The following is a 13,305-nucleotide window of genomic DNA, read 5'->3' as shown; positions in this document are numbered from 1 at the left end:
CCTTCCGCCTCAAGTTGCTTCAGCCCTTCAGGACACTATCGAGGCGCGCCAGCGCCGCTTCGAGCTGCGACGCGGTGGTACCGAAATTCAGGCGCACGAACCCCGGCCAGCCGAAGTCGGCACCGTCGGAGAGCGCGACGCCTGCCTCGTTCACCAGGATCTGCTGCGGCGAACCCTGTCGCTGGACGAGCCCTTCTGCGCGGCGCAGGTCGAGCCAGGCCAGGTAGGTCGACTGCGGGACACTCATGCTCACACCCGGCCACTGGGCCACGCGCTCGACCAGGCTCCGGCGATGGCCACGCAGCACCTCGAGCAACGCTTGCCGCCACGGATTGCCGGAAGCATAGGCCACCTCGGCGGCGACAAGCCCCAGCACATTGACGTCCGGCAGCAGGCCTCGCTTCGCCGCGGCGAAGCGCTGGCGCAGCGAGACATCCGAAATCACCGCACACGCGGCAGTGAGCCCGGCGAGGTTGAAGGTTTTCGACGGAGCCCACAGCGTGATGATGCGTGCCGCCAGGCCAGGAAACGCCGCAGCCAGCGGTCGATGCGCGGCTCCCTCGTCAAGCAGCAGGTCGCAATGCAGCTCATCGGACACCACCAGCAAATTGTGTCGTTCGACCAGCGATGCCAGGCCGGCCAGCTCCTCCTGGCTCCACACCCGCCCGGTGGGATTGTGGGGATGACACCACAGCAGCAGCCGCGTCTCGGGGGTTATCGCCGCTTCCAGTGCCTCCAGGTCAAGGCGCCAGGGCTCGCCGGGCGCGCTCGGCTCGGCCAAGGTCGCCTGCTGGGCCAGTCGGCCGGTGCGCTCGGCCACCTTGAGGAACGGCGGGTAGATGGGCGTTATCGTCAGCACGCCCTCCCCCGGCTCGGTCAGCGCCAGGCTGGCCAAGTGCAGGGCCGGCACCACGCCGGGCAGCCACAGCTGCCACTCCGGCTCGATCTGCCAGCCGTATTCCCGCGCGCTCCACTCGCAGAGAGTACGCTTGAGGCTGTCGGACACCTGCCCGTAGCCGAAGACGCCATGCTCGACCCGGGCATGCAGCGCCTCGATGACCTCGGGAGGAGAACGAAAATCCATGTCGGCCACCCACAGCGGCAGGATACTGGCATCATAGCGATGCCATTTCTGCGACGGCCATTCGCCCCGCTCGGGGTGGCGCCGCTCGATGGGCGTGGCAAAATCGAACTCCATGTTCTCTCCTCGGGAAGTAGCGATATGAGCGAAACCATGCCGCAAAGCGGCTTCTATGCCAAGGTACGCCGGGGCGTTCCGGCGCTGATCGGGCAGTGGCGTTGCCTGGGTCAGGGCGACCCGGATCGCCTCGCGCTGATTCTGGCGGAGACCGCTCGCGTGGCGCACCTGGGCGAGCCCGAGGCAACGCCCGACGGGGCGACGCTCGAGGCATGGAGCGAGTCCGAAACGGGTGACGACGTCCCTCTCTGGGCCGCGCGTACCGCTACCTTCCTGCTCATTCAGATGCCGTCGCGACCGGTACCGAGAAGCGATGAGGAGGCCTGCGCCTGGGCCTACTGCTGGCTGCGAAACCGCGACTTCGAGAGCGTCGACGAGGCGCGCGCCGCCCTGCCCGTCCACCTGCAAGAGAAGCTGATCCATGCGGTAGGCGCCGCCTGGGCCGATCGCCAGGGGCTGCGCCTCATCTAGCCCTCCACACCCAAGGAAAAATCATGGATGTTCCCCTGAGCTGGCAGCTGGCCAAGCTGTTGGTATCGATCGGCATCGTGCTCGGCCTGTCGGTGGTCGCCGAGCGTGTGAGCACTCGTGTGGCGGGACTGCTCGCCGGCTATCCGCTGGGCACCGCGATCGCCCTGTTCTTCATCGGCCTGGAAATCTCACCGGGCTTTGCCGCCGAAAGTGCCGTGTTCAGCCTGGCAGGCTTCACCGCAACCATGGCGCTGGGTGGCGGCTACCTGCTGTGCGGGCGACGCGACGGCTTGCGCGGCGTGCTTGGCGGTACCGCAGGCGGCCTGGTTGCGTGGTGGCTGGCAAGCCTCGTGCTGACACGCTTCGAGTTCGACCGCCTGAGCGGCACCCTGGTCACCCTGCTCGCCATCTTCGCCTTTACCTGGCTCTATCGGCACCTGCCGGATACGCGAGCCGCGGCCCGGCCCGGCGGCTCGCGCTGGCCGGCGCTGGCGCTTCGCGCAGGGCTCGCCACCGCCATCGTGTTCCTGGTTACCGCCTTGGCCCACGTGCTGCCGGTCTCCTGGGCCGGCATGCTGGCGGCCTTCCCGATTTCGATGTATCCACTCCTGGTGATTCTGCACCTTACCCACGGTGCCGCGCCGGCCGCCACGGTCATCAAGCATTATCCCGCCGGCCTCGGTGCGCTGCTGTGCTATACGCTCTGCGTATCGCTCACCTACGCCGCGCTGGGCCTGTTATGGGGCACTCTGGCCGGTTTCGCCGCCGCGACGCTGTGGCTGCTGGGCTGGATGCGATTGCAAGCCTGGCAAGGCGCAAGACGAGCGGCCGGTACTTGACCTAGCGTTTGCTCGGGGCAATGCTGGCAGTCTGCTACCGGCATGTCCCAAAATCACAAGACGAAAAGGAACCTCCATGTTCGTGCGCACCATCGAGCCTGCCTTCTACGACACCGATGCCCTGGGCCACGTCAACAACACGCGCCTGCCCGCCTGGTTCGAGCTGGCGCGCAACGATCTCTTCCGCCTGTTCACGCCGGACCTGGACCCGCGCAAGTGGCGGCTGATCATGGCACGTATGGAAGTCGATTACCGCGCCGAGCTGCACTACGGCAACGAGATCGAGATTCGCACCTATATCTCGCGGCTGGGCAACAGCTCCTTCACCGTCACCCAGGAGGCGTGGCAGAAAGGCGAGCTGACCAACCTGGGCCACACCGTGATGGTGCACTTCGATCATGGCACCAAGCGCGCCGTCCCCATCGAGGGGGAGCTGCGCGATGCGCTGAAAGCCCACCTGCAGCCGATCGAGGAGCCGACCGGCGCATGACCCCAGCCGTCAAGGCGCTGGAACGCGACGGCGCACATTTCGAGCTGCTAGCCTATGATCATGATCCTCGTGCGCCGGCCTACGGCGAGGAAGCGGCACGCGCCCTGGGGCTCGACCCTCGAGGCGTTTTCAAGACCCTCATCGCCCGACTCGACGACGGTCGGCTGGCGGTGGGCATCGTGCCGGTCACCGGCCAGCTTGACTTGAAGGCGCTGGCCAAGGCCGCCGGCGCTCGACGCGCGAGCATGGCCGAGGCAGCCGAGGCCGAGCGTGCCACCGGTTACGTGCTGGGCGGCATCAGCCCGCTGGGCCAGAAAAAAAGATTGCCTACCTTTATTGATGCCAGCGCCCAGGCGTTCGACAGGCTTCATGTCAGCGGCGGCCGGCGCGGGCTGGAGATCGCCCTGTCTCCTGCCGACCTGATCCGCCTGTGTCAGGCTCATCTTGCCCCGCTGGCCCGGGAATGAATCCGGCATGAGCCGATCTCGATCCCGAGGGGTCAAAGGCTATGTCCCGCAGCATGCGGGCCATTCATCGCTGGCAGGAGTCGCCTATGGCTATCCGCTACAATCTCTGGCTCGATCCCGATAATGTCGCCCAGCATCGGGCCGTGGAAGCCGATCTGGAGCGCTACTTCATGGAGCGCTTTGCCGACTATCCGCATATCCGCTTGTTCGGTGCCGATCCCTACGATTATGATGCGCCGTTCAATCGCCTCTACGATGTGCTGATGGCACGGGCCAACGAGTACTGCGAACGCCAGTGGCGTGGCTATGTGCCCTCGCCCGAGCAGCTCAACCGGACCTTCTTCCGCGCCGTGGGCCGCTCCAACAAGTTCGTGCGAGACGCCGACGATGGTGATCCAAACCGACCAAATGCCTGACACCCGACAGCTCGCCATCATCGCCGAGCAACTGGGACGTGCCCCGCGCGGCATCGAGGCGGTCGCTGCCACCGATGGGGAAGGCACGCCGCTGGTGCTGCGCATGGCACCCATCGTCGACGGCAAACCTTTCCCCACCCTCTACTGGCTCTGTTCCGAGCGCCTCAAGATCGACATTTCGCGCATCGAAGCCAGCGGAGTCATCAAACAGATTGAATCGAGGCTACAGCAGGACGCCGATTTTCTTGCCGCCTACCATGCCAGCCATCGCGATTATGTCGAGACCCGTTGGCGCTGCATGAGCGAGGCGCAGCGCAGCGAAGTCGAACGGCTCGGCTACGAGAGCGTGATGCGTGAGCGGGGCATCGGTGGCATCGCCAACTGGGATCAGGTTCGCTGCCTGCACACACAGTACGCCCATCACCTGTGCGGCCATAACGTGATCGGCCAATGGCTCGATGCCGAGTTCGCCGTGGCGGATTGCTTGCCCTGAGAGCCCCCTACAGCGCTTTCGAAGCGCCTCCCTGCCAGCTAGGATAAGAGCTTGCCAAGGAGAAGCGCATGTCGAGATTCTGTGTCTATCTGGGCTCCCGCGAGGGTCGGGATCCCGCCTTTCTCAAAGCCACTCGCGCCCTCGGCCATGAGCTGGCCGCTCGCGGTCACGGCCTGGTTTATGGCGGAGCTCGCATCGGCCTGATGGGCGAGCTGGCCAACGCCGTGCTGGACGGTGGCGGGGACGTGATCGGGGTGATGCCCGACCATCTGGTGGAGCGTGAGCAGGCCCATACCGGACTGCCTAGCCTCATTCGCGTGAACAACATGCACGAGCGAAAGGCCAGTATGGCGGCCCATGCCGATGCCTTTATCGCGCTGCCCGGCGGCATCGGCACCCTGGAGGAGCTGTTCGAAGCCTGGACCTGGCAGTACCTGGGGCTGCACGACAAGCCCATCGGCGTGCTGGATACCGCCGGCTTCTACGCCCCGCTGCTGGCGTTTCTCGACAATACCGTGGAGCACGGCTTCCTCAACGCACGCACCAGAACCCAGTTGGTCGATGCCGAGGAGCCTGCGGCCCTGCTGGATGCGCTGGAGGCCCGTCTCGCTGCCGCCCGCTCCTAGGAGAACGTCATGCATGCTATCGCCATCGAACAGGAGCGCCTGCACTGGCGCGAGCTTCCCAGCCCCGAAGGACCCGGCCCCGGTGAAGTGCGGCTGCGTGTCGCCTGGGCCGGCGTCAATCGCGCCGACTTGATGCAGCGCGCCGGCCATTATCCGCCACCCCCCGGGGTCAGCGAGGTCCCCGGCCTCGAAGTTAGCGGTACGGTGGTCGACGTCGGCCCCGGTGTCGATGGCCTGCGCCCGGGCGAGCAGGTTTGCGCCCTGCTCGCCGGAGGTGGTTACGCCGAGGAAGTCGTCGTAGATGCCCGCCAGGTGCTGCCGCTACCCGAGGGCTTCGGCTTGCGCGAGGCGGCGGCCCTGCCCGAGGTGTTCGCCACCGCCTGGCTCAACCTTTTCATGGAAGGGCAGCTGTCGGCAGGCGAGCGAGTTCTGCTGCATGCCGGCGCCAGCGGCGTCGGTACCGCAGCGATACAGCTCTGTCGCGCCTTCGGCCGCCCTTGCTTTGTCACGGCGGGCAGCGATGCCAAGCTCACCGCTTGCCGTGAGCTTGGTGCCGACGCCGTCTTCAACCGACATGAGGGGAGCTTCGTCGATGCCGTCAAGGCATGGGGCGGTGCCGATATGATCCTCGATCCGGTGGGCGCCGCTTATCTGGAAGACAATCAACGCGTCCTCAACGCCGATGGCCGCCTCGTGCTGATCGGTCTGATGGGCGGACGACGTGCAGAACTCGACCTGGGTCGCATGCTGATGAAGCGTCAGCGCCTGATCGGATCGACCCTGCGCGCCAAGCCACCGGCGGCCAAGGGCGTCATTCTCGAGGCGCTACTGGCACATGTCTGGCCTCGCCTGGTCAGTGGCGAGATTCGCCCGTTGATCGACCGCACCTGGCCGATCGACGAGGCGGAGGCGGCGCACGCCTACGTGCAGGAGGATGCCAACATCGGCAAGGTGCTGCTGGCGGTGAGCGGGGAGGGCTGAGCGAACGCAAGTCAGCTGCTGTCGGCAAGGGTACGCTGGTAGGTGAGTTGCAGCAGGCGTGCATCCTCGGCGGCACGATGCCGGCATATTCCCAGTTCCTGCACCAGTGCCTCTCGCGTTCTGTGCCACAGGGCAAGCTGACTTTCGCTTAGCAGGATACGCAGCGCCTCGAGGCGAAAGGCAGGCAGCATTCCCGCATGGTGAAACAGCAGGGAGAGCCAGGTGTTGTCGTAGCCCCAGCTGTCGCTGTAGGCGACGCCGATCTCGCCCAGCTCGTCATTGAGCCAGCGCGCGACGTGAGCGATCGGTAACCCCTCACGCTGCAGGCGTGCACGAGAGATGCCGTGCAGCAGCTCAGCCTTGGGGTCCCAGTGCGTCCACTCCTCTAGCGGCTGGACGAGGAAGGCGCAGCAGCTCCCGTCGGCCCGTGCAAGGCCGATCTCGATCGGGTAGCTACCGCGCCCGAATCCGGACGCCTCGATATCCAGCAATGTCGGCAGCGTCACGAATGGGCAGGTCCTCAGAAGCAGGGCGGCATGGCATGAGCCGTGGCCGGTAACGTACGGTTAGTGTCGGGCCTGGACCATCTCGCTGTCCAGCTCGCCCCCATCCATCCCGGCGTGGCGATCGGCAAGGACCTGCCAGCGTTCGGCCTGAGCGGCATCCACAGGCAACCCCAGCTCACCGAGGCGATACGCTTTGGCAAGCCTCATGGCGGCCAATGGATGGCCTGCCTCTCCGGCGCGGGCATACCAGGTCACGGCACGCTCCTCACGACGCGGATACTGGGCGCAGCCATGCTCGTGGATGCGTCCGGCCTGGTATTGGGCCTTGAGATTGCCGGCCTGCGCCGCCTCGATGACGTAGCGGGCCCCGCGCGCCTTGTCCTGGGGGCTGACGCCTCGCTGGAAGAGCATGTGGCCATAGAGCGAGAGCGCAGCAGGATGGCCGGCGTCGGCACAGCGCGCGAAGAGATGCATGGTCAACCGCTGGGTCCGCGGGGAGCGCGGCAGCCAGCGTGTATGGAACAGCTGTTCCGCAAGACGGTATTCGAGTCGTGTGAACAGTGATGATGCCTGCGTCATTGTGCAAACAACCTTGCGTTCGTCTTGAACCGGCCGCATGGCGTTTCGCACCACCCTGTGGTCTTCGCCATGGCCTGTCTTGAGCTTGCCGCGGACTCCGCCGGGCCGCTGAGGGTGGCCAGCATACGCTCGCCCCGGCGGCGACTCAACCCCCATGATTTGCTGCCTCGGTAGGCCTCGGCTAGCATGGCTCTGGATGTGAACAAGAACGCTACCGATCCTACCCTTACCAGGAGCGAAAATGCAGACGCGACCGCTTGGCGACACTGGCATCGAGGTCAGCCGCCTGTGCCTGGGCACCATGACCTTCGGTGAGCAGAACAGCGAAGCCGAGGCCCATGAACAGCTCGACCGCGCCGTAGCCTTCGGCATCAATTTCATCGATACAGCCGAGATGTATCCGGTACCGCCCCGCGCTGAAACCCAGGGCCTCACCGAAAAGTTTATCGGCAGCTGGCTCAAGCGCCGAGGTAGCCGCGACGACGTGATCATCGCCTCCAAGGTGACCGGTCCGGGCCTCGAGCATATTCGTGGCGGTCCACGCCTCGACCGCGATCACATCCACCGGGCCATCGACGCCAGCCTCAAGCGGCTCCAAACCGATTATGTCGATCTCTATCAGTTGCATTGGCCCGAGCGCGCTACGAACTACTTCGGCCGGCTGGGCTACGAGCACGATGATGAGCAGCAGCCCATCCCGCTGGAAGAAACGCTCGACGCACTCAAGGAGTTGGTCGAGGCAGGCAAGGTTCGCGCCATCGGTCTTTCCAACGATACGCCCTGGGGCGTGATGAAATCGCTGCAGCTCGCCGAGCGCCTGGAGCTGCCACGGGTTGCTTCGGTCCAGAACCCCTACAACCTGCTCAACCGTACCTTCGAGGTCGGCCTGGCCGAGATCGCCCATCGCGAGAACGTAGGGCTGCTGGCCTATTCGCCGTTGGCCTTCGGCGTGCTGTCGGGCAAGTATCTCGCTGGCAAGCGGCCCGAAAGCGCTCGCCTGACATTGTACGAACGCTTCAAGCGCTACACCTCGCCACTGGCCGAGCAAGCCACCCAAGCCTACGTCGACATTGCACTCAAGCATGATCTCGATCCGGCCCAGATGGCACTGGCCTTCGTCAATTCGCGCAGCTTCCTGACCAGCAACATCATTGGCGCCACCACCATGGAGCAGCTCGAGGACAACCTGGCCAGCGAGTCGCTCAAGCTCGAGCAGAGCGTGATCGATGCCATTGACGAGGTGCACAAGCGCATCCCCAATCCCAGCCCCTGACCCCTCCCCCTTACGACGCACCATGTCCCGGGGCTATCGCCCCGATAGCCCCGGGGCCGTTTGGCTGCTGATATAATCGGGGTCCCGATTCGCCTCATTCTGGTACAGGAGTGCCCATGCTGAGCGTCATCTCGCCAGCCAAGACGCTGGATTTCGAGACCCCCGCCACCACGAAGCTCCACTCGCAGCCGGACTACCTCGAGCGCAGCCAGGAGCTGATTCGGATATTGCGCGACTATTCCCCTCAGCAGCTCAGCGAGCTGATGGGAATCAGTGACAAGCTGGCCGGGCTCAATGCCGCACGCTTCGCCGAATGGCGCCCACCCTTTACCGCGAACAATGCCAAGCAGGCGGCCCAAGCGTTCCAGGGTGACGTCTATGTCGGGCTCGAGGCCGCCACCTTCAGCGATGACGACAATACCTTCGCTCAGCAGCACCTGCGCATCCTCTCGGGGCTGTATGGCCTGCTTCGCCCGCTCGATCTGATCCAACCCTACCGTCTCGAGATGGGGATCCGGCTGCCCAACCCGGCCGGCAAGGACCTCTACGCTTTCTGGCAGGACGCTCTGACGGAGGCGCTCGACCGTGCCATCGCCGAGAGCGGCTCCAAGGTTTTGGTGAACCTGGCTTCCAACGAGTACTTCAAGGCCATCGATGCCAAGCGGCTAGACGCCCGCGTGGTAAATCCGGTGTTCAAGGACGAGAAGAACGGCCAATACAAGATCATCAGTTTCTATGCCAAGAAGGCACGCGGGCTCATGGCTGCCTGGATGATTCGCCAGCGCCTGGATGACCCCGAAGCGCTCAGGGACTTCGATGTTGCTGGCTATACCTTCAATCCAGCCATGACGGAAGGCGATACACTGGTGTTCACTCGCCGCGAAGGTCAATCGTAGGCTCAGAAAAAGCGCAGCGGGCGCGACGCGCGCGGCTTGAGAAAACGTTGATGTATCTGGCGGAAACGCTCGTCATCACAGCGCTCAAGCCACTCGTAGGCCACCATATCGGCACTCACCGGCGTCGCTCCCGCGCTAACCATGCGCTCGCGGGCTAGCTTTGCCTCCTCAGCGCGCCGACTGACTGCCGCCTCGCCCAGCCAGTAGACCTCATAGCCTGCCTCCAGCAGTCCCAGGCCGGTCTGCATCACGCAGATATGCGCTTCACTGCCGCTCAGGACGATCTGTCTCCTGCCGCTACTGGCCAGCGCCCTGGCAAAGTCCGGCTCGGCATGCGCATTGAAATGCATCTTCCGCCAAAGGCGAATGTCAGGCAGCGCCTCCAGCAGTCGCGGATCGGTCCCGCCCAAGCCCTGCGGATACTGCTCGGTCAGCCAGACCGGTATGGACAGGGCACAGGCGACCCCGCCAAGCCACGACGCCTCGGCGACTGCCTGGTTGCCTCCGTCGATCACGGGTAACAGGCCCGCCTGAAGATCGATGATCAGCAGCAGACTCTCTTGGGCCTTCAAGCGCATGGATTTCCCCTTTTTTAGCATCACTTCCGACAGCATAACCGCTAGAATGGGACTCCCCAATTACGCTTCCCCCTCCCTACAAGAGAATTGCATCCGATGCGACATTTTCTGGTCATGCTCATGGTCGCCATGCTGGGCTTCGGCCTCGCTGTTGAACATGCCGAAGCCCGCCGCCTGGGCGGCGGTGGCAATGTGGGCAGCTTCTCCCGCTCGGCCGACCGTCCGGCGGCCTCTCCCAATCAGGCCGCACCCGCACGACAGGCTCAGCCGAACCGCGTCGCCGGCTCGCGCATGCCCGGCATGTTGGGCGGTATGCTGGCCGGCGGGCTGCTTGCCGCCCTGTTCTTCGGAGGGGCTTTCGACGAGCTGCGGCTGATGGACATTCTGCTGATTGCCGGGCTCGGCTTCCTGCTGTTCCGCCTCCTCGCGCGCCGCCGCACAGCCGTGGCCGGCGGGCCGCAGCCGAGCGAGCATCAGCCAGGCGCTGCACCCCAAGCGTTCCAGTCAGCCCCGGGCGCCGCCGCGGGCAGCGGCTCCTTCGCCAGCTTGCCGGCCTGGTTCGATCGCGAGCGGTTCCTTTCCGGCGCCAAGGAACATTTCATGACCCTGCAGCGCGCCTGGGACAACAACGATTTCGGTGGCATCCAGGAGTACGTCACACCGGAGCTTTATAACCTGCTGCGTGAAGAGCGCAGCCGGCAGCCGGCGAACAACCGCACGGAAATCGTGCGTCTCTTCGCCGAGCTGGGCGACGTGCGTGAAGTCGGTCGCCAGGCCGAGGCCACGGTGATCTTCCATGGCATCCTCGACGAGAACGGCAACCAGAGCGAGTTCAACGAAACCTGGCACCTGATTCGCGAAGTGCAAGACGGCGCACCGTGGTACCTACAGGGCATCGAACAGAACGCTGCCGTTTGAGGATTTACAGCGCCGGCAATGCCAAGGGCTGGCCACGCCTCGCGCGGGGCTGGCTCAATGTGGCTGCGTCCCGGGGTTCCACAGGCTGAAGCGACGGCGAGCTCGGGTTCAGCCTGAAACGTCCTACCATCTCGGCCAGCCGATCGGCTTGCTCACGCAGTTGGTCGGCAGCCGAAGTGGTCTCTTCCGCCAGCGCAGCGTTCTGCTGCGTCATCCTGTCGAGCTCCGCCACGGCGATGTTGACCTGACCGATACCATCGCTCTGCTCGCTGGCGGCATGGCTGATTTCCCCCAGCATGCAGGCTACCCTGTCCACTCCTGCCATGAGTTCCTGCATCGCATCGCCGGTCTCACGCACCAAGTGCGTGCCACGTTGCACTTTCTCGCTCGAGGCCTCGATGAGTTGGCGTATGTCGCGTGAGGCGGCGGCACTGCGCGTGGCCAGTTGCCGCACCTCACCGGCCACCACGGCAAAGCCCCTGCCACTCTCTCCCGCCCGCGCTGCCTCGACCGAAGCGTTGAGAGCCAACAGGTTGGTCTGGAAAGCGATGTCGTCCATCACTTTGACGATATCGGCGACCCGCATAGAGGCATTCTGGATCTCGCCCATCGTTGCGATGACGTGTTCCACCTTGCCGCTGGTCCGTTGCGTCAGGTCTGACGCTGCCTGGGAGAGCGAGCTCGCTTCCTGCGAAGAGGCTGAGGTATTGGCAACGGTGCCATTGATTTCTTCCATGGAGGCCGACGTCTGCTGAAGGCTGGAGGCTGCCTGGTCGGTGCGCCGGGACATATCATGTCCCCCAACGGCGATTTCCTGGGCAGCCACACGCACCGAGTCGCTGCTGCGTCTTACCTCAGCCAGGACGTCGTGCATCTTGTCGGCAAAGGCATTGAACTGCACGGCCAACTCGCTGCTCTCATCCCGGCCTTGAACCGGTAGACGCAACGTCAGGTCGCCGTCACCCTCGGCAATCCCCCGCATGGCGTGGGCCGTGCGTCGTATAGGCCGGAAAAGCGTCTTCAACAGCAAGGCAATAATCGCCAGGCTGGCCACCATGATCAGAGCCACGATCGCCACAACAACAAGCACCGCACGGTTGAGATCGGCAAAGAGTTCATCACGGGGAATCTGGGCAAACGCTATCCACTCGGTACCCGGCACTCCGATGGCAGCTACCAGCTGTTCGTCTCCCTGTTCATTCTTCGCGATGGCATAGCGATACCCCTCCCCGCTCAACAGTTCAGGCGCAATGTTCTCCCAACCCGGCAGGGCTTCAATGGGTTGCCCGATCCTTGCTGCCCCATCCGGGTGGATGCTGATGGTTCCGTCTCGACTCGCCAGGAATATGCTGCCACTCTCCCCCAGACGATAGTTGCGTATGGTGTCCGCCCTGTCTTCAAGTGAATAGCCGACGCCGGCGATTCCGACACGCTCACCATCAGCCTCGATGATATGGTTGATGAAGACCTGGACCTGACCGGCTTCGTCGTCGACGTTCAACTGGTAGATGTCACCATCCCTGGCATCCACCAGTTCGTAGAACCAGTGGTCGCGCTCACGGCTAAGCGTGCGCTCGATGCCACTCGCCGTATAGTAGTTGCCGCTGCGTGCCGAAACGTAGAAAACGATGCTGGCACCGGTACGCTGCTGAATGTCCCTGAAGTACTCCACCGCCCTTGCGGTCTCTTCGGCAGGTTCCCCTTCTGAAAGCCAGGCCTGCAGGTAAGGGTTGTAGGCAAGGCTCTGGGCGGTGGTTATGGGGCCGGTCAGTGTCGCATCGATATCGTTGCGGATGCTCACCAGCGTGGCTGGCAATTCCTCCATGGTGACTCTTTCCGTGACGAGTCCACTGAACAGCCTGTATTGAACGATTGTGGAACCGCCGACAATCAGCAGAATGCTCAGGCTGATGCAGAGCATCAGCTTCTGGGCTATCGTGAGGTTATTCATGTTGGTTTCCCTTGGCTGAGGCGTATCGTCAGGGGAGACACGCCAATCTGACCATTCGGTCAACACGGCTATCGGCTGCCAAGGGTAAATCTGTAGGGTAGGCGCTGCTTTCTATTATTCCTCCGCATCCTCCTCGATTTCTTCGCTGACATCCTCCAGGCTCTCTTCCACCTCCTCCATGGATTCATCGATATTGCGCTCGGTCCTGTCTCCCAGGCCCATATTGTCGCAGCCTGCCAGCCCTATGCTGGCAGCAGCAGCCCACCACGCAACGACCAGGCATTTCCTTGGGTGCATTCGCTCTGCTCTCGGCTTAATGATCCTGTAAGGCTAACGCTACTTGCTGTCCGGCATCCGCGCCACTCGTTCCTGTATGGAGCTGTTCGCCTTTGTAAGGCGCTATTTCACGAATCCCCCGTCCACTTTCGAAGCTGGGATCTATAGTTTCACCAGTTCCCGACTGAAGGGGTCCGGGGAAGGCCACAAACGAGAAAACCCCGCGTTCTTTCGAACGCGGGGTTTGGGAAGAGATGCCTGACAATGTCCCGGGCGGCGCTCCGCTACTCTCGCATGGGGGTGAGACCGCCCGGCCCTTCGCGGCACTGCCGCGAGGGCGGTCGAAC

The 13,305-nt window shown here is 64.0% G+C and carries 17 protein-coding genes; 11 read left to right on the top strand and 6 right to left on the bottom strand.

Annotated elements, in window-relative coordinates; all coding sequences use genetic code 11:
- Positions 1–19 precede the first annotated feature (19 nt).
- Complete coding sequence (locus tag ACOJCM_RS07090; protein WP_445211370.1) at positions 20–1,198, bottom strand: MalY/PatB family protein; 1,179 nt, start codon at positions 1,196–1,198, stop codon at positions 20–22.
- 36 nt (positions 1,199–1,234) lie between these two features.
- On the opposite strand from ACOJCM_RS07090, the gene ACOJCM_RS07085 reads away from it, so the two are divergent.
- From ACOJCM_RS07085 to ACOJCM_RS07050, 8 genes are all read left to right on the top strand, one after another.
- Positions 1,235–1,669 (top strand): hypothetical protein, encoded by a 435-nt coding sequence (locus tag ACOJCM_RS07085; protein WP_445212057.1) that lies wholly within the window; start codon positions 1,235–1,237, stop codon positions 1,667–1,669.
- Positions 1,670–1,692: 23 nt separating this feature from the next.
- A complete protein-coding gene (locus tag ACOJCM_RS07080; RefSeq protein WP_445211369.1) occupies positions 1,693–2,508 on the top strand; it encodes a hypothetical protein in 816 nt (271 codons plus the stop codon).
- Positions 2,509–2,584: 76 nt separating this feature from the next.
- Positions 2,585–2,998 carry an acyl-CoA thioesterase gene (locus ACOJCM_RS07075; protein ID WP_445211368.1) on the top strand — a complete coding sequence of 138 codons (414 nt, stop codon included), beginning with the start codon at positions 2,585–2,587 and terminating at the stop codon, positions 2,996–2,998.
- Positions 2,995–3,465: a Cys-tRNA(Pro) deacylase gene (ybaK, locus tag ACOJCM_RS07070; RefSeq protein ID WP_445211367.1), complete on the top strand. Its 471-nt coding sequence runs from the start codon at positions 2,995–2,997 to the stop codon at positions 3,463–3,465. Before ACOJCM_RS07075 ends, ybaK begins: the two co-directional genes overlap by 4 nt.
- Positions 3,466–3,551: 86 nt before the next feature.
- Entirely contained in the window at positions 3,552–3,881 is a 330-nt protein-coding gene (locus ACOJCM_RS07065; protein ID WP_445211366.1) for a hypothetical protein, read from the top strand.
- Positions 3,853–4,374, top strand: coding sequence for a DUF501 domain-containing protein (locus tag ACOJCM_RS07060; protein ID WP_445211365.1), 522 nt, complete (start codon positions 3,853–3,855; stop codon positions 4,372–4,374). The genes ACOJCM_RS07065 and ACOJCM_RS07060 overlap by 29 nt, the downstream gene beginning before the upstream one ends.
- 68 nt (positions 4,375–4,442) lie before the next feature.
- A complete protein-coding gene (locus tag ACOJCM_RS07055; protein ID WP_445211364.1) occupies positions 4,443–5,000 on the top strand; it encodes an LOG family protein in 558 nt (185 codons plus the stop codon).
- Positions 5,001–5,009: 9 nt separating this feature from the next.
- Positions 5,010–5,981 (top strand): NAD(P)H-quinone oxidoreductase, encoded by a 972-nt coding sequence (locus ACOJCM_RS07050; RefSeq protein ID WP_445211363.1) that lies wholly within the window; start codon positions 5,010–5,012, stop codon positions 5,979–5,981.
- A gap of 11 nt (positions 5,982–5,992) precedes the next feature.
- On the opposite strand, the gene ACOJCM_RS07045 is transcribed toward ACOJCM_RS07050, so the two are convergent.
- The gene (locus tag ACOJCM_RS07045; RefSeq protein ID WP_445211362.1) at positions 5,993–6,487 is read right to left on the bottom strand and encodes a hypothetical protein; all 495 of its coding nucleotides are present in this window, start codon (positions 6,485–6,487) and stop codon (positions 5,993–5,995) included.
- Positions 6,488–6,547: 60 nt separating this feature from the next.
- Positions 6,548–7,066: a tetratricopeptide repeat protein gene (locus tag ACOJCM_RS07040; protein WP_445211361.1), complete on the bottom strand. Its 519-nt coding sequence runs from the start codon at positions 7,064–7,066 to the stop codon at positions 6,548–6,550.
- A gap of 241 nt (positions 7,067–7,307) precedes the next feature.
- Between ACOJCM_RS07040 and ACOJCM_RS07035 the strand changes: the two genes are divergently transcribed.
- Together ACOJCM_RS07035 and yaaA are read left to right on the top strand one after the other, a co-directional pair.
- A complete protein-coding gene (locus ACOJCM_RS07035) occupies positions 7,308–8,339 on the top strand; it encodes an NADP(H)-dependent aldo-keto reductase (protein ID WP_445211360.1) in 1,032 nt (343 codons plus the stop codon).
- Between the two features lie 116 nt (positions 8,340–8,455).
- The gene (gene yaaA, locus ACOJCM_RS07030) at positions 8,456–9,235 is read left to right on the top strand and encodes a peroxide stress protein YaaA (RefSeq protein ID WP_445211359.1); all 780 of its coding nucleotides are present in this window, start codon (positions 8,456–8,458) and stop codon (positions 9,233–9,235) included.
- Positions 9,236–9,237: 2 nt separating this feature from the next.
- On the opposite strand, the gene ACOJCM_RS07025 is transcribed toward yaaA, so the two are convergent.
- The gene (locus ACOJCM_RS07025; protein ID WP_445211358.1) at positions 9,238–9,813 is read right to left on the bottom strand and encodes an isochorismatase family protein; all 576 of its coding nucleotides are present in this window, start codon (positions 9,811–9,813) and stop codon (positions 9,238–9,240) included.
- A gap of 96 nt (positions 9,814–9,909) precedes the next feature.
- On the opposite strand from ACOJCM_RS07025, the gene ACOJCM_RS07020 reads away from it, so the two are divergent.
- The gene (locus ACOJCM_RS07020) at positions 9,910–10,731 is read left to right on the top strand and encodes a Tim44 domain-containing protein (protein ID WP_445211357.1); all 822 of its coding nucleotides are present in this window, start codon (positions 9,910–9,912) and stop codon (positions 10,729–10,731) included.
- Positions 10,732–10,735: 4 nt separating this feature from the next.
- On the opposite strand, the gene ACOJCM_RS07015 is transcribed toward ACOJCM_RS07020, so the two are convergent.
- Both ACOJCM_RS07015 and ACOJCM_RS07010 read right to left on the bottom strand, forming a co-directional pair.
- Entirely contained in the window at positions 10,736–12,682 is a 1,947-nt protein-coding gene (locus ACOJCM_RS07015) for a methyl-accepting chemotaxis protein (RefSeq protein ID WP_445211356.1), read from the bottom strand.
- Positions 12,683–12,796: 114 nt separating this feature from the next.
- Positions 12,797–12,979: a hypothetical protein gene (locus tag ACOJCM_RS07010; protein WP_445211355.1), complete on the bottom strand. Its 183-nt coding sequence runs from the start codon at positions 12,977–12,979 to the stop codon at positions 12,797–12,799.
- Positions 12,980–13,305 lie beyond the last annotated feature (326 nt).

The organism is Billgrantia hypersalina, from assembly GCF_052584175.1.
The sequence above is the reverse complement of the archived record's forward strand: the minus strand, read 5'-3'. Positions and strand labels throughout refer to the sequence as shown.

What these genes read in the sequence shown, in the direction of transcription:
- ACOJCM_RS07075 (WP_445211368.1), top strand. Translation starts at nt 2,585, where the DNA reads ATGTTCGTGCGCACCATCGAGCCTGCCTTCTACGACACCGATGCCCTG.
- ACOJCM_RS07060 (WP_445211365.1), top strand. Translation starts at nt 3,853, where the DNA reads ATGGTGATCCAAACCGACCAAATGCCTGACACCCGACAGCTCGCCATC.
- ACOJCM_RS07020 (WP_445211357.1), top strand. Translation starts at nt 9,910, where the DNA reads ATGCGACATTTTCTGGTCATGCTCATGGTCGCCATGCTGGGCTTCGGC.
- ACOJCM_RS07025 (WP_445211358.1), bottom strand. Translation starts at nt 9,813, where the DNA reads ATGCGCTTGAAGGCCCAAGAGAGTCTGCTGCTGATCATCGATCTTCAG.
- ACOJCM_RS07050 (WP_445211363.1), top strand. Translation starts at nt 5,010, where the DNA reads ATGCATGCTATCGCCATCGAACAGGAGCGCCTGCACTGGCGCGAGCTT.
- ACOJCM_RS07035 (WP_445211360.1), top strand. Translation starts at nt 7,308, where the DNA reads ATGCAGACGCGACCGCTTGGCGACACTGGCATCGAGGTCAGCCGCCTG.
- yaaA (WP_445211359.1), top strand. Translation starts at nt 8,456, where the DNA reads ATGCTGAGCGTCATCTCGCCAGCCAAGACGCTGGATTTCGAGACCCCC.
- ACOJCM_RS07065 (WP_445211366.1), top strand. Translation starts at nt 3,552, where the DNA reads ATGGCTATCCGCTACAATCTCTGGCTCGATCCCGATAATGTCGCCCAG.
- ybaK (WP_445211367.1), top strand. Translation starts at nt 2,995, where the DNA reads ATGACCCCAGCCGTCAAGGCGCTGGAACGCGACGGCGCACATTTCGAG.
- ACOJCM_RS07040 (WP_445211361.1), bottom strand. Translation starts at nt 7,066, where the DNA reads ATGACGCAGGCATCATCACTGTTCACACGACTCGAATACCGTCTTGCG.
- ACOJCM_RS07055 (WP_445211364.1), top strand. Translation starts at nt 4,443, where the DNA reads ATGTCGAGATTCTGTGTCTATCTGGGCTCCCGCGAGGGTCGGGATCCC.
- ACOJCM_RS07080 (WP_445211369.1), top strand. Translation starts at nt 1,693, where the DNA reads ATGGATGTTCCCCTGAGCTGGCAGCTGGCCAAGCTGTTGGTATCGATC.
- ACOJCM_RS07085 (WP_445212057.1), top strand. Translation starts at nt 1,235, where the DNA reads ATGCCGCAAAGCGGCTTCTATGCCAAGGTACGCCGGGGCGTTCCGGCG.
- ACOJCM_RS07010 (WP_445211355.1), bottom strand. Translation starts at nt 12,979, where the DNA reads ATGCACCCAAGGAAATGCCTGGTCGTTGCGTGGTGGGCTGCTGCTGCC.
- ACOJCM_RS07090 (WP_445211370.1), bottom strand. Translation starts at nt 1,198, where the DNA reads ATGGAGTTCGATTTTGCCACGCCCATCGAGCGGCGCCACCCCGAGCGG.
- ACOJCM_RS07015 (WP_445211356.1), bottom strand. Translation starts at nt 12,682, where the DNA reads ATGAATAACCTCACGATAGCCCAGAAGCTGATGCTCTGCATCAGCCTG.